The following is a 21,596-nucleotide window of genomic DNA, read 5'->3' on the forward strand; positions in this document are numbered from 1 at the left end:
TGGCAAACAGATTCCGTGGGCAACCTTTGCGAGCACCTGACATTTTTGCCAGTTTCCCTCGTTGCGCCTTCGTGATTGATTAAGGGCTAGCTAACTGCCATTGATGCGAGGTCACTTATGCACAGGCGCCTGGTCGGCACTGTGAAGTGGTTCCATGGAGGAAACGGAGTGGGAGTGATCAAGGCAGATGACGGTAGCGGGGACTACTTCGTGACGCGTATCGCGATCCTGATGGCGGGTAATGCACAACTGCTGGAGGGGGAGCGGGTGACGTTCGATCCGATTGTCGAGGGCGTGAGTTGCTGGGCGTTCAATGTAAAGCGAGGGCTGCTGTAGGAGCGGCCTTGTGTCGCGATGGGCCGCAACGCGGCCCCAGGTTGCCGAATTTCACTCGAGATTGCCGAATCTGGCTCGAGATTGCCGGGGCTGCTGCGCAGCCCATCGCGACACAAGGCCGCTCCTACACAGGCGCGTATCAGCGCAGCACGCCCTCTTCCACCAGCAGCTTGAGGATCGCCTCGGCGCCCTCCTGGGGAGAAACGTCCTTCAGCACCTTGCCGCCCCCACCACTGGCCTTGGCCGTGGCCGCCTTCATCCGGTCGGCACCGCTCTTGGCCTTGATCACCTTGAGCCGCTTGGGCCGCGGCCGTGCCGGCTGCAGCTCGGCCTCGCCCAGCAGTTCGTCTTCGACGATGGCCACGTTGCGCGCCGCCAGCACACCCCGGCGCGCCGGGCCAAAGGCACTCTGGCGCGGCTTGGGCGCGGCGTTATCCACAGTCGCCAGCAGCGGCAGGCGCACCTTCAGCCGGCGCCGCTGCCCCCGTGGCAAGGCCTGCAGCACCTGGGCGGTGCCGTTGTCGATCGACTCCACTTCGGCCAGCCCCACCACCAGCGGCCAGCCCAGTTTCTCCGCCAGCAGGAACGGCAGCATGCCCGAACCTTCGCCGGTCTCCGCTTGGCTGCCGGTCAGCACCAGCTGGGCGCCGGCATCGCGCAGGTAATCGCCGAGCACGCCGAGCACATCGGCGCCGGCCGGCTGCTCCAGCACGTCGAGATGATCCAGGCCCATGCCCAGGTAAGCCCGCAGCGCTTCTTCACGCGGGTCGCCGGCATGCACCACCTGCAAGTTATCCCCAGCCAGCTGCAAGCCCAGCTCCACGGCGCGTGCGTCCTGCTCGGCGCGGCGGGCGCGGCCGGAGCTGGGGTGGGCACCGATGGAAACCAGGCTGATGACTTTCGTACTCATGCTCGTGCCCTTATGCCGCGTCGCGCTGGCCGCCGCTGCGGAAGTTTTCCACAGCCTCGATCAGTGCCTGGAGAATCGCCGAACTGTCGCCAATCACCGACAGGTCGGCCCGTTTGATCATGTCGCAGCCCGGGTCCATGTTGATCGCCACCACCTTGTCGCAGGCACCGATGCCCTGCAGGTGCTGGATCGCACCGGAGATACCCACAGCCACATAAACCCGTGCCGTGACCCAGGTACCGGTGGCGCCCACCTGGCGGTTGCGCGGCATGAAGCCATCGTCCACCGCCACCCGCGAGGCGCCTTCGGTGGCGCCGAGGGCTGCGGTGGCCTTGTGGTAGAGGGCCCAGTCCTTGACGCCGTTGCCGCCGGAGACGATGAACTCGGCCTCGGCCATGGCGATGGTCGCCGGGTCCACGGCCACCGAGCCGAGGTCTTCGATACGCGACAGGCTGCGCGCCACGCTTGTGGACAACTCCACCGGCAATGCCTCGTGGCGGGTTTCGCTGACCGGTTCGGCGCACTCGGCCGCCCCCAGGATCAGGCGCGGCACGGCCCGTTGCAGGTCCTGCTGGCCGGCACCGGCGCGGCCGATGCACTGGCCGTCCTTGACCTGCCACACCCGTGTCGCCGGGCGCTCGCCCAGCGCCGCACCCAGGCGCCGGCCCAGTTCGCCGCCACCGCTGCGGCTGTCGGGCAGCAGCCAGTGGCGCGGGGTGAACTGGTTATCCACAGCCCGCAGGCCCTGCACCCATTGCTCCGGTGCATAACCTTCGAAGGCCTCGCCCTCGATGACCAGCAGGCGGTCGACGCCGGCTGTGGAAAAGTTGCTTTCCTTGTGCTCGCCGAACACCACCGCCAGCACCGCGCCATCGCTGCCGGCCAGGCTGTGGGCCAGGCCGAGCAGGTCGCGGTCGTGGCTGCTCAGGCGGCCACCGACCATGTCCGGCACCACGGCGATGAAGAACGCCGGCGCCGGCACCTGGTGCAGCGGCAATTGCACTTCGGCAGCGGCACTGCGCCGCCCACCGACGCCGGTGCCCTGCTGGGCGCCGCTGCGGTCGATGCGCTTGATGCCATTGGGGCCGATGAAGCCGGCGGCGATGGCATGCGGGTTCTTGCGCAGCAGGCCGTTGGGGCCCATCCAGCGGGTTTGTTGCGTCTGCAGCGCTGCATGCAGCGGGTGCAGGCGGTTACGGGCGATCCACTCGGCGCGCGGGTCGCGGCGGATGATGTCGCTCATCAGTGCACCTCCGCAGGTTCACGTTTGACCGCTGGCGACTTTGGGGCCGCGGCGCTGTCCTCTTCGATCAGCACATCGGCCACCAGCTCGGCGAGGTCCTTGATCTGTGGGCGCGGTTCGACCACGCCTTCGAGCATCGCGGTGCATTGCGGGCAGCCCACGGCCACCAGCTCCGCCTGGGTTTCGCGGATGTCGTCCATACGCATGTCGGGGATCCGCTGCTTGCCGGGGATGTCGGTGATCGGCGCGCCGCCGCCACCACCACAGCAGCGCGAACGGAAGCCCGAACGCTGCATCTCGCGCACCTCGATGCCCAGTGCCTTGAGCACTTCGCGGGGCGCTTGGTACTCGCCGTTGTAGCGGCCCAGGTAGCACGGGTCGTGGTAGGTGACGCTGCCGCCCTTGTGCTGGCCGAGGTTGAGCTTGTTCGCCGCGATCAGCTCGGCGATGTAGCTGCTGTGGTGCTGCACCTGGTAGTCGCCGCCCAGTGCACCGTACTCGTTCTTGAGCACATGGAAGCTGTGCGGGTCGCAGGTGACGATACGCTGGAACTTGTACTGGGCCAGCGTCTGGATGTTGCGCTTGGCCAGTTGCTGAAAGGTCGCTTCATCGCCCAGGCGCCGCGCCACATCGCCGCTGTCGCGCTCTTCCAGGCCGAGCACGGCGAAGTCCACGCCGGAGGCCTTGAGCACCTTGACGAACGCGCGCAGGGTGCGCTGGTTGCGCATGTCGAAGGCGCCGTCGCCGACCCAGAACAGAATGTCGGTCGTTTTCACCTCCGACAGCAGCTTCAGGTTGAGGTCGGCTGCCCAGTTCATGCGACCACCGGGCGCGAAACCGCCTGGGTTGTCGGTGGCGATCAGGTTGTCCAGCACCTCGGCGCCCTTGTTCGGGGTCGCGCCCTTTTCCAGGGTGAGGTGGCGGCGCATGTCGACGATGGCATCGACGTGCTCGATCATCATCGGGCATTCCTCGACGCAGGCGCGGCAGGTGGTGCACGACCACAGCGTCTCGGCATCGACCAGGCCGTTGACGATCGGCTGGTGCGGGTTGCCGCCATGCTCGCCGATCGGCTTGCCGGGGTACGGGCTGCCGGCGAACTGCGCGTCGGTGCCACCGGCCAGGCCGATGACCATGTCCTGGATGAGTTTTTTCGGGTTCAGCGGCTGGCCGGCGGCGAACGCCGGGCACATGGCCTCGCATTTGCCGCACTGCACGCAGGCGTCGAAGCCCAACAGCTGGTTCCAGGTGAAATCGGTCGGTTTTTCCACGCCCAGGGGTGCGTTGCGGTCTTCCAGGTCCAGCGGCTTGAGGCCGGTGGAGCGGCCGCCGCCGAAGCGTTCGGCGCGGCGGTGCCAGGCCAGGTGCAGGGCACCGGCGAAGGCGTGTTTCATCGGGCCGCCCCAGGTCATGCCGAAGAACAGCTCCGACACGCCCCACAGCACGCCCAGGCCGAGCACGCCGACCATCACCCAGCCACCGCTGTTGGCCGGCAGGATGCCGGCCACCGGCAAGGTGGCGATGAAGAAGCTGGCGGCGAACACCAGCAGGCTTTTCGGCAGGCGCATCCACGGGCCCTTGGACAGGCGCGAGGGCGGGTTCAGGCGGCGCTTGAAGACGAAGATGGCGCCGCAGAACATGATCACCGTGGCCACCAGCAAGGCGTAGCCGAGGATCTTGCTGTGCAGGCCGAAGCCATGCACCAGGATCGCCAGCACGGCCGACAGCACGAAGCCGCCGGCGGTGGCCACGTGGGTCTTGGACATGTACTTGTCGCGCTCGACCACGTGGTGCAGGTCCACCAGGTAGCGCCGCGGTATGGCCAGCAGGCCGCCGAGCAGGTCGACCTTGGCCGGCCGGCCGCGACGCCACATGCGCACCCGGCGCAGGGCGCCGAGCAGCGCCAGGGCAAGGGCCGCGAACAGCAGGATGGGTAGCAGGGTGTTCAACATGGGAGGCTCCCACAACAACAGCTCAATTCTTGCGCCAACACTCAGGGTGGGCGCGGACCCTGTGGGAGCGGGCTTGCCCGCGAATGCGTCAGATCAGACAACTCTGTTGTTCATGCTGACGCTTTCGCGGGCAAGCCCGCTCCCACAGGGGGCCAGTCCCGCCCCGACAGGGGCGGTGTTCATGCCCGCAGGATCAGAAATCCTTGCACAGGCGCAAGGCGTCGTAGATCGCCGCGTGCACGTTGCGCTGGGCCACGCAGTCGCCGATGCGGTACAGCAGGTAGCCCTCGCCCGGCTGGCTGAGGATCGGCTGCGGCTTGATGGCGAACAGCGCCTCCACGTCGATCTGGCCCTTGTTGCGCGATCCTTCCTTCAGCGCGTAGTACAACGCTTCGTCAGGGCGCACGCCGTTTTCCACCACCACCTGGTCGACCACACGCTCTTCCTTGGCGCCGGTGTATTCGTTCTCCAGCACCGCCACCAGCTTGTCGCCTTCGCGGTAGACCTTCTCCAGCATCATGTCGCCGGTCATGATCACTTCTTTGGGGTACATGCTGCGGTAGTAGGTCGGGAAGGTGGTGCCGCCCATGGCCACGCCCGGCTTGATGTCGTCGGTGACGATCTCGACCTGGCTGCCCTTGTCGGCGATGAAGTCGGCCACCGACATGCCGGTGAATTCGCAGATGGTGTCGTACACCAGCACGTTCTTGCCCGGCGCCACCTTGCCGTCGAGCACGTCCCAGCTGCTGACCACCAGCCCTTCGGCGGCGCCCCAGTGCTCGTTCTGCTCAAGGAACGAATGCCCGCCCACGGCCAGCACGATCACGTCCGGGCGCAGGTCCTGGATGGTCGCCACGTCAGCGGCAGTGCCCAGGCGCAGGTCGACTTTCAGGCGCGCCAGCTCCAGCTGGTACCAGCGGGTGATGCCGGCGATCTGGTCACGCTGCGGTGCCTTGGCGGCGATGGTGATCTGCCCGCCGATCTGCTCCTTCTTCTCGAACAGGGTCACGTCGTGGCCACGTTCGGCGGCCACGCGGGCCGCTTCCATGCCGGCCGGGCCGGCGCCGACCACCACCACCTTGCGCTTGACCCCGGTGGTCTTCTCGATGATGTGCGGCACGCCCATGTATTCACGGGACGTCGCGGCGTTCTGGATGCACAGCACATCCAGGCCCTGGTACTGGCGGTCGATGCAGTAGTTGGCACCGACGCACTGCTTGATCTGGTCGATCTGGCCCATCTTGATCTTGGCGATCAGGTGCGGGTCGGCCATGTGCGCGCGGGTCATGCCGACCATGTCCACGTAGCCGCCTTCGAGGATGCGCGTGGCCTGGTTCGGGTCCTTGATGTTCTGCGCGTGCAGCACCGGGACCTTGACCACTTCCTTGATGCCGGCCGCCAGGTGCAGGAACGGCTCCGGCGGGTAGCTCATGTTGGGGATGACGTTGGCCAGGGTGTTGTGGGTGTCGCAGCCCGAGCCGACCACGCCGATGAAATCGAGCATGCCGGTGCCGTCGTAGTAGGCGGCGATCTGCTTCATGTCCTCGTGGCTGAGGCCATCGGGGTGGAATTCGTCACCGCAGATGCGCATGCCCACGCAGAAGTCGTCGCCGACTTCGGCGCGCACGGCCTTGAGCACTTCCAGGCCGAACTTCATGCGCCCTTCGAAGGTGCCGCCCCATTCGTCGGTACGCTTGTTGACCCGCGGGCTCCAGAACTGGTCGATCATTTGCTGGTGCACCGCCGACAGCTCGACGCCGTCCAGGCCACCTTCCTTGGCACGCCGCGCAGCCTGCGCGTAGTTGCCGATCACCCGCCAGATCTCTTCCACCTCGATGGTCTTGCAGGTGGCGCGGTGCACCGGTTCACGGATGCCCGAGGGCGACATCAGGGTCGGCCAGTTGAAGCCGTCCCAGCGTGAGCGGCGGCCCATGTGGGTAATCTGGATCATGATCTTGGCGCCATGCTTGTGCATGGCGTCGGCCAGGTTCTGGAAGTGCGGGATGATGCGGTCGGTCGACAGGTTGACCGAGGCCCACCATTCCTGCGGGCTGTCGATGGCCACCACCGACGAGCCGCCGCAGATGGCCAGGCCGATGCCGCCCTTGGCCTTCTCTTCGTAGTACTTCACGTAGCGGTCGGTCGTCATGCCGCCGTCAGTGGCGTAGACCTCGGCGTGCGCGGTGCTGAGCACGCGGTTGCGGATGGTCAGTTTGCCGATCTGGATCGGCTGGAACATTGCTTCGAATGCCATGACGCTATCTCCGGCTTACAACGGCTTCGTAACGAACAGGCCATCTTCGTGGCCTTCTTCCGACCCGCCGTAGACCTGCTCGGCCACGGTGCGGATCTTGCTGCCGCGGGCAGCGAGAATCTGGTCCATCGCGCCGGCGAACCAGCCGGTGAACATGTAGTCGACCTTGCGCCCGCACTTGCCGTACACGTACACGAACGCCGAGTGCTTGAGCTTGACGCTGCAGGTGCCTTTGTCCAGGTCGATGTCCTGGATCTGGAACAGGCCCCAGCCACGCTGGCTCAGGCGCTTCATGTAGTGCTCGAACACCGCCACGCCTTCCAGGCCATGGCACTCGGCTTCTTTTTCACACCAGTGCCAGGCCGACTTGTAGCCGGCCTTGTAGAGGATCTCGGCGTAGGCGTCGGCGCCCAGCACTTCTTCGATGCCGATGTGGTTGTTGACGAAGAAATGCCGCGGCACGTACAGCATCGGCAGGGCGTCGCTGGTCCAGACACCGGTCTCGCTGTCGACTTCGATTGGCAATTGCGGGGCGATCTTGGCCATGGAAACTCAACTCCATAAAATTTTTCATGTGGGTGCCCCGGCGTTGCTGGCAGGGGCTATCAGGCGTGGAGAGCGGCTTACTCGCCCCAGACGTCCTTGAGGACGTTGACCCAGTTCTCGCCCATGATCTTGCGCACCACGCGCTCGGAGTGGCCGCGCTTGAGCAGGGTTTCGGTGAGGTTGGGGAACTCGCCGACGGTGCGAATGCCGAGCGGGTTGATGATCTTGCCGAAGTTGGTCAGGCGACGGGCGTAGCCCTTGTCGTGGGTCAGGTATTCGAAGAAGTCCTGGCCGTGGCCCTGGGTGAAGTCGGTGCCGATGCCGATGGCGTCCTCACCGACGATGTTCATGGTGTATTCGATGGCTTCGGCGTAGTCGTCGATGGTCGAGTCGATGCCCTTGGCCAGGAACGGCGCGAACATGGTCACGCCGACGAAGCCGCCGTGGTCGGCGATGAACTTCAGCTCCGCATCGGACTTGTTGCGCGGGTGCTCCTTGAGGCCCGACGGCAGGCAGTGCGAGTAGCACACCGGCTTTTTCGATTCGAGGATGACTTCTTCGGAGGTCTTGGAGCCGACGTGGGACAGGTCGCACATGATGCCCACGCGGTTCATTTCTGCCACGATCTCGCGGCCGAAGCCCGACAGCCCGCCATCACGCTCGTAGCAGCCGGTGCCGACCAGGTTCTGGGTGTTGTAGCACATCTGCACGATGCCCACGCCCAGCTGCTTGAACACGTCGACGTAGGCGATCTGGTCTTCGAAGGCATGGGCGTTCTGGAAGCCGAAGAGGATGCCGGTCTTGCCCAGCTCCTTGGCCTTGCGGATGTCGGCGGTGGTGCGCACTGGCATCACCAGGTCGCCGTTCTCGCGGATCAGCTTCTGGCTGGCGGCAATGTTGTCGACGGTGGCCTTGAACCCTTCCCAGACCGACACGGTGCAGTTGGCTGCGGTCAGGCCGCCTTTGCGCATGTCTTCGAACAGCTCGCGGTTCCATTTGGCAATGATCAAACCGTCGATGACGATGCTGTCGGCGTGCAGTTCGGCTGGGCTCATCAGGCTGTCCCCTTTTATTGAGTTGGGTCGCACCGAACGATGTGCCGGCGCTTTGGGGCCAGCATATGCCTGTGCCCCAAGGCGCCCCGATGCAAAAACGACAGGGGGTTTGCCGAAAGCGTCAATGCGCGACATCGGCCCGTCTGGCCCGGCGCCTGGGGATGAGAGACAGTCTCGATAACGACCTGTTGGGGCGTTTCATGAACATTTCGTCAGGGAGCTATCGTCTTGTCGTGGGGTGAGCGAGAATCCCTGCGATTCGTCAGCCTGTTAAGGAGAAAACGGATGAAATCATTGGCATGGCTGGTACTGCTGGCTGTGGTCGGCGTGGCCCAGGCCGGCGAGGAAGAGAGCACGCCGTGCGACAACGTTGAAACCGACCAGCAGACCTATGCCTGCGCGGCGTTCAACAAGCAGACCGCCGAGCGTGAGTTGAAGTTGGCGTATGACGACCTGATCCAGCGTATTCGCGACCAGTATGCCGACGAAGCGGCCCAGGCCACGGCGCTGGTCGGGCGCATGGACGCCGCCGAGAAGCTCTGGACGCAATTGCGTGATGCCGACTGCAAGGTCGAGACCTACGCCGAGAAACCGGGGAGCAAGGCCTTCGAGGCGGCGTGGAATACCTGCGTGGCGCAGCGCAGCGATGACCGCTCGGAGTACCTGCAGACCATCGGGCAGCAATAGCCTGCACCGGCCTCATCGCCGGCAAGCCGGCTCCCACAAGTGACTCCACAGCCTTTTGTGGGAGCCGGCTTGCCGGCGATGAGGCCGCCACTGACACCCCTCAAACCGCCCGCGCCAGCCGGTCCTCCCGGGGGCACCGGGCAAACCGCGCCCGGTAGCAGCGGGTGAAGTACGAAGCCGACTCGAACCCGCACGCCACCGCCACCTCCAGCACATTCATGTCGGTCTGGCGCAACAGCTGCCGCGCCTTGTCCAGCCTCAGGCGCAGGTAGAAGCCACTGGGCGTGTCCTCCAGGTGCAGGCGAAACAGCCGCTCCAGCTGGCGCCGGGTCACCTGCACCGCATCGGCCAGCACCTGGGTATTGAGCGGCTGCTCCAGGTTGCGCTCCATCTCGCCAATCACCTTCACCAGCTTCTTGTTGCTCAGGCCATAACGGCTGGCGATCTGCATGCGCTGGTGGTCCTGGCGCGGGCGGATGCGCCCGAGCACGAACTGCTCCGACACCTGCACCGCCAACTCGCTGCCATGGGCCTGGGCGATCAGGTCTAGCATCAGGTCGATCGATGCCGTGCCACCGGCGCAAGTGATGCGCCGGCGGTCGATCTCGAACAGCTCCTGGGTCGCCTGCAACCTTGGGTAGCGCTCCTTGAAGGCGTCCAGCGCCTCCCAATGCAAGGTCGCCCGGTAGCCATCGAGCAGGCCGGCCTCGGCCAGCAGCATGGCGCCGGTGTCGATGCCGCCGAGGATCACCCCGTCGTGGTCGAAGCGGCGCAGGCTCTGCTGCAGCGCCAGGCCGTAGTGCGCCAGCGGGTCGAAGCCGGCCACCACCAGCAGCATCTTGCCCGGCGCCTCCTGCGCCAGCGCGCCGTCGGCATTCACCGACATGCCATTGCTCGCCTGCACCGCGCCGCCGTCCAGGCTGAGCACGCGCCAGCGGTACAACGGCCCGCGAAAACGGTTGGCCACCCGCAGCGGCTCCAGGGCGCTGATGAAGCCCATGGCGGAAAAGCCCGGCAGCAATAGGAAGTGGATGGTGTCCGGCATCGAATGCTCCACAGTGAAGGTGGTCGCTTGCGTGCAAGTGTTGGTCGCCAGGGTGCGATTTTCCACCCCGCCGCCCGCGTAGCTTATTCACACGGCCCGCAGAGGCCGCCCACCATAACAATATGCACTGCCGATGGAGAGCCACCATGCACAGCTTGATCCGCCGCAGCCTGTTGTCCCTTGCCCTGAGCAGCATCGTCGCCACCCCGCTTTTCGCCGCCGAGCCCGCGGCCTGCAAGAACGTGCGCCTGGGCGTGGTCAACTGGACCGACGTCATCGCCACCAGCGCCATGGCGCAGGTACTGCTCGACGGCCTGGGTTACCAGACCAAGCAGACCAGCGCCTCGCAGCAGATCATCTTTGCCGGTATCCGCGACAAGCGCCTGGACATGTTCCTGGGTTACTGGAACCCGATCATGACCCAGACCATCACCCCATTCATCGACGCGCAGCAGGTCAAGGTGCTGGAAAAGCCGAGCCTGGAAGATGCGCGGGCGACCCTGGCAGTGCCCAAGTACCTGTATGACAAGGGCCTGAAGACCTTTGCCGACATCCACAAGTTCGACAAGGAGTTGGGCGGCAAGATCTACGGCATCGAACCAGGTTCGGGCGCCAACACCCAGATCAAGGCCATGATCACCAAGAACCAGTTCGACCTGGGCAAGTTCCAGCTGGTCGAGTCCAGCGAGGCCGGCATGCTCGCCGCCGTCGACCGGGCCGTGCGGCGCAAGGAAGCGGTGGTGTTCTTCGGCTGGGCGCCTCACCCGATGAACGTGAACATCGACATGGCCTACCTGGGCGACAGCCAGGATGCCTTGGGCCCGGACGAAGGCCGCGCCACGGTGTGGACGGTGACCGCCCCGGACTACGCCGACCGCTGCCCCAACGCCCACCGCCTTCTGGCCAACCTGAGTTTCAGCGCCGAGGACGAGAGCCGCATGATGCAGCCGCTGCTCGACCACAAGGACGCGCTGGAATCGGCCCGCCAGTGGCTCAAGGACCACCCCGACGACAAGGCCCGCTGGCTTGAGGGTGTGACCACCTTCGATGGCAAGCCGGCCGCAGACAACCTCAAGCTCAGCGCCAACTGACAGGGCCTGATCGCCGGCAAGCCGGCTCCCACAGCAACATCGCTCACCAGGGTTCTGCGCGAACCCTGTGGGAGCCGGCTTGCCGGCGATAAGGCCAGAACAGACCCCACAAGGAACACACCATGAACCACGACGTCATCATCACCTGCGCCCTTACCGGTGCTGGCGACACGGTCGCCAAGAGCCACCTGGTCCCGGTCACCCCCAAGCAGATCGCCGAAGCCGCCGTCGAAGCCGCCAAAGCCGGCGCCACCGTGGTCCACTGCCACGTCCGCGACCCGCAAACCGGCCGCTTCAGCCGCGACGTGAACCTCTACCGCGAAGTCATGGAACGCATCCGCGAAGCCGACGTGGACGTCATCGTCAACCTCACCGCCGGCATGGGCGGCGACCTGGAAATCGGCCCAGGCGAATCGCCCATGGAATTCGGCCCCGGCACCGACCTGATCGGCCCGCTGGAGCGCCTGGCCCACGTCGAGGCGCTGCTGCCGGAAATCTGCACCCTCGACTGCGGCACCCTCAACTTCGGCGACGGCAACGCCATCTACGTCTCCACCCCGGCGCAACTGCGCGCCGGCGCCAAGCGCATCACCGAACTGGGGGTGAAGGCCGAGCTGGAAATCTTCGACACCGGCCACCTGTGGTTCGCCAAGCAGATGATCAAAGAAGGCCTGCTCCAAGACCCGCTGTTCCAACTGTGCCTGGGCATCCCCTGGGGCGCGCCGGCCGACACCACCACCATGAAGGCGATGGTCGACAACCTGCCGGCCAACGTCACCTGGGCCGGCTTCGGCATCGGCCGCATGCAGATGCCGATGGCAGCGCAAGCCGTGCTGCTCGGCGGCAACGTGCGGGTGGGCCTGGAAGACAACCTGTACCTGGACCGCGGCGTGCTGGCCAGCAACGGCCAGCTGGTGGAGCGCGCCGCCGAGATCATCACCCGCATGGGTGGCCGCGTACTCAGCCCGGCAGAAGGCCGGGAAAAAATGAACCTCAAGCGCCGCTGATCCCTACTGGAGACCGATATGCCCTTCATCACCGAGATCAAGACCTTCGCCGCCCTGGGTAGCGGCGTGATCGGCAGCGGCTGGGTCGCCCGCGCCCTGGCCCACGGCCTGGACGTGATCGCCTGGGACCCGGCACCGGGTGCCGAGCAGGCGTTGCGCAAGCGCATCGCCAACGCCTGGCCTGCGCTTGAAAAGCAGGGCCTGGCGGCAGGCGCATCACCCGAGCGCCTGAGCTTTGTGGCCACCATCGAGGAGTGCGTGCGCAACGCCGACTTCATCCAGGAAAGCGCGCCAGAGCGGCTGGACCTCAAGCTCGAGCTGCACGCCAAGATCAGCGCCGCGGCCAAGCCTGACGCCATCATCGGCTCGAGCACCTCGGGCCTGCTGCCCAGCGAGTTCTACGAATCGGCCACCCACCCCGAACGCTGCGTGGTCGGCCACCCGTTCAACCCGGTGTACCTGCTGCCGCTGGTGGAGATCGTCGGCGGCAACCGCACCGCGCCCGAAGCCATCGAGGCGGCGAAAACCATCTACACCGCCCTCGGCATGCGCCCGCTGCACGTGCGCAAGGAAGTGCCGGGCTTCATCGCCGACCGCCTGCTCGAAGCGCTGTGGCGCGAGGCGCTGCACCTGGTCAACGACGGCGTCGCCACCACCGGCGAAATCGACGATGCCATCCGCTTCGGCGCCGGTTTGCGCTGGTCGTTCATGGGCACTTTCCTCACCTACACCCTGGCTGGCGGCGATGCGGGCATGCGCCACTTCATGTCGCAGTTCGGCCCGGCGCTGAAACTGCCCTGGACCTACCTGCCCGCCCCCGAGCTGACCGACAAGCTGATCGACGACGTGGTGGACGGCACCTCGGCGCAACAGGGCGAACGCAGCATCGCCGCGCTGGAGCGCTATCGTGATGATACCCTGCTGGCGGTGCTGGACGCGGTGAAGGCCAGCAAGGCCAAGCACGGCATGGCCTTTGGCGACTGAGGAGCGCACGATGCCCGCACTGACCACTTACCGCACCCCCGTCCAGGAGGACTGGGTCGACTACAACGGGCATCTGCGCGATGCCTTCTACCTGCTGATCTTCAGCTATGCCACCGATGCGCTGATGGAGCGCATCGGCCTGGATGCCGACAGCCGTGGGCAGAGTGGCAATTCGCTGTTCACCCTGGAAGCTCACATCAACTACCTGCACGAAGTGAAGCTGGGCACCGAGGTGTGGGTGCAGACGCAGATCGTCGGCTTCGACCGCAAGCGCCTGCATGTCTACCACAGCCTGCATCGGGCGGGGTTCGACGAGGCCCTGGCGGCCAGCGAGCAGATGCTGCTGCATGTCGACCTGGCCGGGCCGAAGTCTTCACCGTTCGCTGAGCGCAGCGTCGAATTGCTGCAAGGGTTGCTGGCTGAACAGCAGGATCTGCCTGCGCCTGCGTTCACCGGCCGGGTGATCGGCCTTCCCGCGAAGGCCTGACAACGGGTGTTTGCGGGGCAAAAAAATAGCCCCGCAAAGCCGTGAGCCAGCGGGGCCAAGAGCGAGCAACATCCACTGTGCGTGAGCGAGGGTGACCAAACCCCCTGGTACCGTGAATGGCTTCAGTGTGCAGGCTTGCCGGGCGCGGGATTTAGCCGTAAACGACCTGTTCTTAGCCAAAGCAGCCATGGCGGCATTCTGTTGTTGCGGGGCTGCCGTGCGCGTCACAGAATCGATGTGAATCAAGCAGCACTCTCTTCGCGATAAAAGGGACAACAGCCATGATGCATGCGGATTTGATTGATCAGGACGACCTGGCAGGCCACCTGCGCGCGCGCGGTTTCGACATTCCGGCCGGGGCCAGTGCCGAGCAGGCCTGCGAAGCGGTGGTGCGGGGGCTGACCGAGCCCAACGCGCGGGCGCTCAAGGGCATGGTCGAGCAGATGTATACCGGCAGCGCGACGATCTTGCCGGCGGTGCGCCAGGCCATCGACAAACAGCTGTTGCCGGCGTTGGCGCAGTTCAACAAGCGCGCCTGATCGGCTTTTCCTGTACTGGCCCTATCGCCGGCAAGCCGGCTCCCACAGGTACCCCACTGAGCTCAAGGGCTGTGGGTTACCTGTGGGAGCCGGCTTGCCGGCGATGGGGCCAGTGCGGTTTCAGAGCCTCACACTGGCAAAGGTCGATTCGTTGCGCGCCTGGCTCAGCGCCGCCATCGGCCCGCTGTGCGGCGACAGCGCCATGGCCTGCGGAATCGGCATCATCGCCACCTGCTGCGCGGTATTGGAACCCACGCGCTCATCGCGCGGCGGAATGCCGAAGTACTCGCGGTAACACTTGGAGAAGTGCGGGGTGGAGACGAAGCCGCACACCGACGCCACCTCGATGATCGACATCGGCGTCTGCTTGAGCAGCTGCCGCGCGCGGATCAGGCGCAGCTTCAGGTAGTAGCGCGACGGCGAGCAGTGCAGGTACTTCTGGAACAGCCGCTCGAGCTGGCGGCGCGACACCGACACGTACACCGCCAGTTCATCCAGGTCGATCGGCTCTTCGAGGTTGGCTTCCATCAGCGCGACGATTTCCTGCAGCTTCGGCTGGTTGGTGCCGAGCATGTGCTTGAGCGGCACGCGCTGGTGGTCCTGCTCGTTGCGGATGCGCTCGTAGACGAACATTTCGGAAATCGCCGCCGACAGCTCGCGGCCGTGATCGCGGCTGATCAGGTGCAGCATCATGTCCAGTGGCGCGGTGCCGCCGGAGCTGGTGAAGCGGTTGCGGTCGAGGGTGAACAGGCGGGTGCTCATGTTCACCCGCGGGAAGGCCTCCTGCATCGCCGCCAGGCATTCCCAGTGCACGCTGCAATCGAAGCCATCGAGCAGGCCGGCACAGGCCAGCGCCCAGCTGCCGGTGCACACCGCGCCCAGCCGGCGCGACTGGCGGGCCTGGGCCTGCAACCAGGTGACGTGCTCTCGGGTGACCGAACGCTGGATGCCGACACCCCCGCAGACGATCACGGTGTCCACGGGCGGTGCATTGCCGATGGCCGCATCCGGGGTGATCTGCAGGCCATCACTGGCCCATACCTGGCCACCATCGACGGTCAGGGTGTGCCAGCGGTACAGCTCGCGGCCGGACAGCTGGTTGGCCATGCGCAGCGGCTCGACGGCCGAAGCCAGGGAAATCAGGGTGAAGTTGTCCAGTAGAAGAAACCCGATGGACTGGGGTGCTGTGCGGTTCTGGGTTGGATTCCCGGAGGTGTACGACGTCATCGCGATTTCTCCTCACACAATGCTGGGCGTGCCTCAGGCGGGCACTGATTTCTTGTTATTGACCCCTCGGTCATTTTCCGGGGGTGGTCTGCCAATCTCAACGCAAACGCCGTGCCTGAAGTTGAACGGCCATTCGAAAAAACCTGAAAACGACGCCATTGTTGGGCAATTCAAGGTCTTGCATCGAGGTTGTCAATCGCCTAAAACCGGCGAGTTAGTGCGATGCGTGTAACGGTTGAGCAGTTTAGTGACACGCGCAGTGTGGGTTTTCCAGAAACGACACTCTTGAGTGTCACCGACAACGCACATACCAATCGCGACATCCGACGGCCGGCGTGCATCGGCGCCCCAAAACGGGGCGGCGGCCTCTTAGCGGGGCAAGCCCGCGCCTACAGATAGAGAGGTAAACCTGTGGCAGCGGGCTTGCCCCGCTAAGAGGCCAGCAGGGCCTCCCAGGATTCAGCATTCGATGACGCTGACCGCCAGGCCACCACGCGAAGTCTCTTTGTATTTGTCATGCATGTCGGCCCCGGTGTCGCGCATGGTGCGGATCACCTGGTCGAGCGAGATGAAGTGCTCGCCATCGCCGCGCAAGGCCATCTGCACCGCATTGATGGCCTTCACCGCCGCAATCGCATTGCGCTCGATGCACGGCACCTGCACCAGCCCACCCACCGGGTCGCAGGTCAGCCCCAGGTTATGCTCCAGGGCAATCTCGGCCGCATTCTCCAGCTGCGGCGGCGTCGCCCCCAGCACTTCGGCCAGGCCCGCCGCCGCCATGGCGCAGGCCGAACCGACCTCGCCCTGGCAGCCCACCTCGGCACCGGAAATCGACGCATTCTTCTTGCACAAAATGCCCACCGCAGCAGCACCCAGGAAGAAATCGACCACGCACGACTCGTCCACCGCATCGCTGAAGCGCATGTAGTAGTGCAGCACCGCCGGGATGATGCCGGCCGCGCCGTTGGTGGGCGCGGTCACCATGCGCCCGCCGGCGGCGTTCTCTTCGTTGACCGCCAGGGCGAACAGGTTCACCCACTCCATGGCGCTCATGGTCGAGCCGATCACGTTGGGTTTGCCGATCTCCTGCAGGCTGCGGTGCAGCTTGGCGGCGCGGCGGCGCACGTTCAAACCGCCAGGCAGCGTGCCTTCGTGCTTGAGGCCGTTGTTGACGCACTCCTGCATGGCTTGCCAGAGCGTGTGCAGGCCGGCGCGAATCTCTTGCTCGCTGCGCCAGACCTTCTCGTTGGCCATCATCAATTGCGACACGCTGAGGTCGTTTTGCTTGCACAGGCGCAGCAGCTCGGCGGCGCTGTTGAAGTCGTAGGGCAGCACCGTCTGGTCGGCATCCAGCACGCCGCTGGCGGCCTGCGCGGCATCGACCACGAAACCGCCGCCCACCGAGTAGTAGGTGTCGCGGTGCAGCTCGCCCTGCTCGCCTTCGGCGATCAGGGTCATGGCGTTGGGGTGGTACGGCAGGTTCTCGTCCAGCAGGCGCATGTCGCGGGCCCAGACGAATTCGATGGGCAGGCGGCTGTCCAGCAGCAGGGTGTCGGTTTCACGCAGGTCGGCGATGCGCGGGATGATCTGCGCCGGGTCGATCGCGTCCGGCCATTCGCCCATCAGGCCCATGATCGTGGCGTTGTCGGTGCCGTGGCCAATGCCGGTGGCCGAAAGCGAGCCATACAGCTGCACCTCCACCCGCTTCACCCGCTCCAGCTCGCCGCGTTCGCGCAGGCCCTGGACGAACAGGGCGCCTGCGCGCATGGGGCCGACGGTGTGGGAGCTGGAAGGCCCGACACCGATCTTGAACAGGTCGAACACGCTGATGGCCATTGTCGCTTCACCTCTTGCTGGGCTTGTCTCTGCGCGCCATGCGCAGGGCGGGGCAACTGCTAGGCTGAAGCTGCGAGCCGCCACGAATGCACGCATCATCGGGGTTTTGACGCCCTCCTCGCCGTCTGCAACCGACGTACTTTTGTCCACCAGCGCCGCGCTGTTTTGCCCAGCCGTGCGCCGTTTTCCAGCGCCCTGGTGACGCAAAAATGCGGCCGTGAGGATGGAAAAACCCATATGCGACATCGCCCGTACTGGATGCGACCCGTTCGGTACTGGTTACGACCCCACCAGTAGGCGTAAGCCCGGCGCTGGAGGATTATCGAAAGCGACTCGTATTGCACGGCCTCGCAACCTGCCCTCTGCAGGCCTGGTCGACCGGACCCTGAGAAAGCCCGGCGACCCGCGCGAACCCGAAGATAAAATCACAGGAGTCCATCCATGAAAGGTTCACCCTCGCTGTTGCTGGTTGCGTTGCTATCGGCACCGCTGCTGGCCCACGCCGCCGAACCCGAGCAGTGCCAGACGGTACGCTTCTCGGACGTCGGCTGGACCGACATCACCGTGACCACCGCAACCACCAGCGTTGTGCTCGAAGCACTGGGTTACAAGACCCACACCACCATGATCTCGGTACCGGTGACCTACAAGTCGCTGGCCACCGGCAAGGACCTGGACGTGTTTCTCGGCAACTGGATGCCGACCATGGAGAACGACATCAAGCAGTACCGCGACGCCGGCACCGTCGAAACGGTTCGCGCCAACCTGGAAAACGCCAAGTACACCCTGGCCGTGCCCCAGGCGCTGTATGACAAGGGGCTGAAGGATTTCAGCGACATTCCCAAGTTCAAGAAGGAACTGGACGGCAAGATCTACGGCATCGAACCGGGCAACGACGGCAACCGCACCATCCAGAGCATGATCGACAAGAACGCCTTCGGCCTGAAGGACGCCGGCTTCAAGATCGTGCAGTCGAGCGAGGCCGGCATGCTGGCGCAGGTCGACCGGGCGCAGAAGCGCGGCGAGGCGATCGTGTTCCTGGGCTGGGAACCGCACCCGATGAACACCCGCTTCAAGATGCAGTACCTCACCGGCGGCGATGATTTCTTCGGCCCCGAGTTCGGCAAGGCCACCGTGCTCACCAACACCCGCAAGGGCTACGTCAACGAATGCAGCAACGTCGGCCAGCTGCTGAAGAACCTGTCGTTCGAGCTCAAGGATGAAAGCACCATGATGGGCTATGTCCTGGACGACAAGATGAAGCCCGACGACGCCGCCAGGAAGTGGCTCAAGGCCAACCCCGGCAAGCTGGACACCTGGCTGGCCGGCGTGACCACCGTGGATGGCAAACCCGGCCTGGAAGCGGCCAAGGCCAAACTGACGCAATAACGCAAGGCGCTGTAGCAACACCGCCGGGGCGCGGCCGTGCCCGCCCCGGACTGATTTCAATCTTTGCAGGTGGAAGCTCGCTATCATGCTTATCGATCAGAAAATACCCCTGGGGCAGTACATCGCCTCATTCGTCGAATGGTTGACCCAGAACGGCGCCAGCTACTTCGACGCTATCGCCCAAGGCCTGGAATTCATGATCCACGGGGTCACCAGCGCCCTGACCTGGTTCAACCCGTTCGTGCTCATTGCCCTGTTCGCCGCCCTTGCGCACCTGATCCAGCGCAAATGGGCACTGACCGTCTTCGTCGCCTTGTCCTTCCTGCTGATCCTCAACCTGGGGTACTGGCAGGAAACCATGGAAACCCTGGCGCAGGTCACCTTCGCCACGGTGGTGTGCGTGGCCATCGGCGTGCCGCTGGGCATCCTCGCCGCGCACAAGCCGATGTTCTACACCGCCATGCGCCCGGTGCTCGACCTGATGCAGACGGTACCGACCTTCGTGTACCTGATCCCAACCCTGACCCTGTTCGGCCTGGGTGTGGTGCCGGGGCTGATTTCCACGGTGGTGTTCGCCATCGCCGCGCCCATTCGCCTGACCTACCTGGGCATCTGCGACGTCCCCCAGGAACTGCTGGACGCCGGCAAGGCCTTCGGCTGCTCGCGCCGGCAACTGCTCACCCGCATCGAACTGCCGCATGCGATGCCGAGCATCGCCGCCGGCGTCACCCAGTGCATCATGCTGTCGCTGTCGATGGTGGTGATCGCCGCCCTGGTCGGCGCCGACGGCCTGGGCAAACCTGTGGTCAACGCACTGAACACCGCCGATATCTCCCTGGGCTTCGAAGCGGGCCTGGCGATCGTGCTGCTGGCGATCATGCTCGACCGTATCTGCAAGCAACCGGAACTGCCGGTAAGGGGTGAGGCATGAGCATCATTCGCTTCGAAGACGTCGACGTCATCTTCTCCAACAAGCCGCGCGAAGCGCTGGCGCTGCTCGACCAGGGCAAGACCCGCGAGCAGATCCTCAAGCAGACCGGCCTGGTGGTGGGGGTCGAAAAGGCCAACCTGGACATCAACAAGGGCGAGATCTGCGTGCTGATGGGCTTGTCTGGTTCGGGCAAGTCGAGCCTGCTGCGCTGCATCAACGGCCTCAACACCGTGAGCCGCGGCAAGCTGTTCGTCGAGCACGAAGGCAAGCACATCGACATCGCCCACTGCACCCCGGCAGAGCTGAAGATGATGCGCACCAAGCGCATCGCCATGGTGTTCCAGAAGTTCGCCCTGATGCCATGGCTGACGGTGCGCGAGAACATCAGCTTTGGCCTGGAAATGCAGGGCCGGCCGGAAAAGGAACGGCGCAAGCTGGTGGATGAGAAGCTCGAACTGGTGGGCCTGACCCAGTGGCGCAACAAGAAGCCGGACGAACTCTCCGGCGGCATGCAGCAACGCGTGGGCCTGGCCCGGGCGCTGGCGATGGACGCCGACATCCTGCTGATGGACGAGCCGTTCTCGGCCCTCGACCCGCTGATCCGCCAGGGCCTGCAGGACGAGCTGCTGGCGCTGCAGAACAAGCTGAGCAAGACCATCGTGTTCGTCAGCCACGACCTCGATGAAGCGCTGAAACTGGGTAGCCGCATCGCCATCATGAAGGATGGGCGGATCATCCAGTACAGCAAGCCGGAAGAGATCGTGCTCAACCCGGCCGACGAGTATGTGCGCACCTTCGTCGCCCATACCAACCCACTCAACGTGCTGTGCGGCCGCAGCCTCATGCGCACCCTGGACAACTGCAAGCGGATCAATGGCTCGGTGTGCCTGGACCCGGGGATCGACTCGTGGCTGGACCTTGGCGAAGGCGGTTCGCTCAAGCGTGCGCGCCAGGGCCAGAACGGGCTGGACCTGCAGAACTGGGCGCCGGGGCAGGATGTGGACTTGCTGGAGCGTCGGCCGACGCTGGTGAATGCCGACATCGGCATGCGCGAGGCGCTGCGGATTCGTTATCAGACCGGCAACAAGCTGGTGTTGCAGGACAACGACAAGGTGGTGGGGATTTTGGGGGATACCGAGCTTTATCACGCCTTGCTTGGCAAGAACCACGGGTGAAGCAAATTGGGGCTGCTTTGCAGCCCATTCGCGGGGCAAGCCCGCTCCCACAGGTTACATGCAACTCTTGAATCTGTGGGAGCGGGCTTGCCCCGCGAATGGGCCGCAAGGCGGCCCCAATCGATCCATCAGCGAACCACGATCCCGCGCGATGCCATGTAGGCCTTGGCCTCAGGCACCGTGTACTCGCCAAAGTGGAAGATACTGGCCGCCAGCACCGCACTGGCATGCCCTTCCAGAATCCCGTCCGCCAGGTGCTGCAGGTTACCCACACCACCCGAGGCAATCACCGGGATCCCCAGCGCATCGCTGATCGCCCGGGTAACCCCGAGGTCGAAGCCGTTCTTCATACCGTCCTGGTCCATGCTGGTCAGCAGGATCTCGCCGGCACCCAGGCCTTCCATCTTCTTCGCCCATTCCACGGCATCCAGCCCGGTGGGCTTGCGCCCACCGTGGGTGAAGATCTCCCAGCGCGGCGCTTCGCCCGGCCCGGAAACCTTCTTGGCATCGATGGCGACCACGATGCACTGCGAACCGAAACGGTCTGCCGCCTCGCCCACGAACTCGGGGTTGAACACCGCGGCGGTGTTGATCGAAACCTTGTCGGCACCGGCGTTGAGCAGGTTGCGGATGTCCTGCACGGTGCGCACGCCACCGCCCACGGTCAGCGGGATGAACACCTGGCTGGCCATGCGCTCCACGGTATGCAGCGTGGTGTCGCGGCCATCGACGCTGGCGGTGATGTCGAGGAAGGTGATTTCGTCGGCACCCTGCTCGTTGTAGCGGCGGGCGATTTCCACCGGGTCGCCGGCATCACGGATGTTCTCGAACTTGACGCCCTTGACCACCCGGCCGTTGTCCACGTCCAGGCAAGGGATGATGCGCTTGGCCAGTGCCATGGT

The 21,596-nt window shown here is 65.0% G+C and carries 20 protein-coding genes; 10 read left to right on the forward strand and 10 right to left on the reverse strand.

Annotation, left to right across the window (positions count from 1 at the left end; genetic code table 11):
• The first annotated feature begins 117 nt into the window (after positions 1-117).
• Entirely contained in the window at positions 118-336 is a 219-nt protein-coding gene (locus B3E94_RS10155) for a cold-shock protein (protein WP_286913386.1), read from the forward strand.
• A 139-nt stretch (positions 337-475) separates the two neighbouring features.
• Here B3E94_RS10155 and B3E94_RS10160 read toward each other — a convergent pair whose 3' ends face one another.
• From B3E94_RS10160 to B3E94_RS10185, 6 genes are all read right to left on the reverse strand, one after another.
• Positions 476-1,246: an electron transfer flavoprotein subunit beta gene (locus B3E94_RS10160; RefSeq protein WP_176516215.1), complete on the reverse strand. Its 771-nt coding sequence runs from the start codon at positions 1,244-1,246 to the stop codon at positions 476-478.
• 10 nt (positions 1,247-1,256) lie between these two features.
• A complete protein-coding gene (locus B3E94_RS10165; protein ID WP_286913388.1) occupies positions 1,257-2,489 on the reverse strand; it encodes an electron transfer flavoprotein subunit alpha/FixB family protein in 1,233 nt (410 codons plus the stop codon).
• Entirely contained in the window at positions 2,489-4,441 is a 1,953-nt protein-coding gene (dgcB, locus tag B3E94_RS10170) for a dimethylglycine demethylation protein DgcB (protein ID WP_286913389.1), read from the reverse strand. Before dgcB ends, B3E94_RS10165 begins: the two co-directional genes overlap by 1 nt.
• 193 nt (positions 4,442-4,634) lie before the next feature.
• Positions 4,635-6,695: a dimethylglycine demethylation protein DgcA gene (gene dgcA / locus B3E94_RS10175; RefSeq protein ID WP_286913390.1), complete on the reverse strand. Its 2,061-nt coding sequence runs from the start codon at positions 6,693-6,695 to the stop codon at positions 4,635-4,637.
• A gap of 15 nt (positions 6,696-6,710) precedes the next feature.
• Positions 6,711-7,241 (reverse strand): DUF5943 domain-containing protein, encoded by a 531-nt coding sequence (locus tag B3E94_RS10180; protein ID WP_176516208.1) that lies wholly within the window; start codon positions 7,239-7,241, stop codon positions 6,711-6,713.
• Positions 7,242-7,318: 77 nt separating this feature from the next.
• Complete coding sequence (locus tag B3E94_RS10185; protein WP_176516206.1) at positions 7,319-8,296, reverse strand: dipeptidase; 978 nt, start codon at positions 8,294-8,296, stop codon at positions 7,319-7,321.
• A gap of 285 nt (positions 8,297-8,581) precedes the next feature.
• Between B3E94_RS10185 and B3E94_RS10190 the strand changes: the two genes are divergently transcribed.
• Positions 8,582-8,983, forward strand: coding sequence for a lysozyme inhibitor LprI family protein (locus B3E94_RS10190; protein WP_286913392.1), 402 nt, complete (start codon positions 8,582-8,584; stop codon positions 8,981-8,983).
• Positions 8,984-9,083: 100 nt separating this feature from the next.
• On the opposite strand, the gene B3E94_RS10195 is transcribed toward B3E94_RS10190, so the two are convergent.
• Positions 9,084-10,028 (reverse strand): GlxA family transcriptional regulator, encoded by a 945-nt coding sequence (locus B3E94_RS10195; protein WP_286913393.1) that lies wholly within the window; start codon positions 10,026-10,028, stop codon positions 9,084-9,086.
• A 146-nt stretch (positions 10,029-10,174) separates the two neighbouring features.
• On the opposite strand from B3E94_RS10195, the gene choX reads away from it, so the two are divergent.
• The 5 genes from choX to B3E94_RS10220 all read left to right on the forward strand — a co-directional run bounded on the left by choX (position 10,175) and on the right by B3E94_RS10220 (position 14,136).
• The gene (gene choX, locus B3E94_RS10200) at positions 10,175-11,119 is read left to right on the forward strand and encodes a choline ABC transporter substrate-binding protein (protein ID WP_286913394.1); all 945 of its coding nucleotides are present in this window, start codon (positions 10,175-10,177) and stop codon (positions 11,117-11,119) included.
• A 122-nt stretch (positions 11,120-11,241) separates the two neighbouring features.
• On the forward strand, positions 11,242-12,126 hold the full coding sequence (locus tag B3E94_RS10205) for a 3-keto-5-aminohexanoate cleavage protein (protein WP_176516197.1): 885 nt from the start codon (positions 11,242-11,244) through the stop codon (positions 12,124-12,126).
• An 18-nt stretch (positions 12,127-12,144) separates the two neighbouring features.
• Positions 12,145-13,110 (forward strand): L-carnitine dehydrogenase, encoded by a 966-nt coding sequence (locus tag B3E94_RS10210; RefSeq protein ID WP_286913396.1) that lies wholly within the window; start codon positions 12,145-12,147, stop codon positions 13,108-13,110.
• 10 nt (positions 13,111-13,120) lie between these two features.
• Positions 13,121-13,597 (forward strand): thioesterase family protein, encoded by a 477-nt coding sequence (locus B3E94_RS10215; RefSeq protein ID WP_176516193.1) that lies wholly within the window; start codon positions 13,121-13,123, stop codon positions 13,595-13,597.
• Between the two features lie 281 nt (positions 13,598-13,878).
• Entirely contained in the window at positions 13,879-14,136 is a 258-nt protein-coding gene (locus B3E94_RS10220; RefSeq protein WP_003255717.1) for a hypothetical protein, read from the forward strand.
• Between the two features lie 120 nt (positions 14,137-14,256).
• Here B3E94_RS10220 and B3E94_RS10225 read toward each other — a convergent pair whose 3' ends face one another.
• Positions 14,257-15,363 (reverse strand): GlxA family transcriptional regulator, encoded by a 1,107-nt coding sequence (locus tag B3E94_RS10225; protein WP_176517975.1) that lies wholly within the window; start codon positions 15,361-15,363, stop codon positions 14,257-14,259.
• Between the two features lie 459 nt (positions 15,364-15,822).
• On the reverse strand, positions 15,823-17,199 hold the full coding sequence (locus B3E94_RS10230; RefSeq protein WP_286913397.1) for an L-serine ammonia-lyase: 1,377 nt from the start codon (positions 17,197-17,199) through the stop codon (positions 15,823-15,825).
• Between the two features lie 441 nt (positions 17,200-17,640).
• Between B3E94_RS10230 and B3E94_RS10235 the strand changes: the two genes are divergently transcribed.
• The 3 genes from B3E94_RS10235 (at position 17,641) to choV (ending at position 20,694) form a co-directional block, all read left to right on the forward strand.
• On the forward strand, positions 17,641-18,588 hold the full coding sequence (locus tag B3E94_RS10235) for a choline ABC transporter substrate-binding protein (RefSeq protein ID WP_176517973.1): 948 nt from the start codon (positions 17,641-17,643) through the stop codon (positions 18,586-18,588).
• A gap of 82 nt (positions 18,589-18,670) precedes the next feature.
• Positions 18,671-19,519 carry a choline ABC transporter permease subunit gene (gene choW / locus B3E94_RS10240; RefSeq protein WP_176517976.1) on the forward strand — a complete coding sequence of 283 codons (849 nt, stop codon included), beginning with the start codon at positions 18,671-18,673 and terminating at the stop codon, positions 19,517-19,519.
• The gene (gene choV, locus B3E94_RS10245) at positions 19,516-20,694 is read left to right on the forward strand and encodes a choline ABC transporter ATP-binding protein (RefSeq protein ID WP_176517972.1); all 1,179 of its coding nucleotides are present in this window, start codon (positions 19,516-19,518) and stop codon (positions 20,692-20,694) included. The genes choW and choV overlap by 4 nt, the downstream gene beginning before the upstream one ends.
• 128 nt (positions 20,695-20,822) lie before the next feature.
• Here choV and hisF read toward each other — a convergent pair whose 3' ends face one another.
• Positions 20,823-21,593, reverse strand: coding sequence for an imidazole glycerol phosphate synthase subunit HisF (gene hisF, locus B3E94_RS10250; RefSeq protein WP_011536177.1), 771 nt, complete (start codon positions 21,591-21,593; stop codon positions 20,823-20,825).
• Between the last annotated feature and the right edge of the window lie 3 nt (positions 21,594-21,596).

Source organism: Pseudomonas sp. UBA6315 (genome assembly GCF_002438125.1).
GTDB classification, from domain to species: domain Bacteria; phylum Pseudomonadota; class Gammaproteobacteria; order Pseudomonadales; family Pseudomonadaceae; genus Aquipseudomonas; species Aquipseudomonas faucium.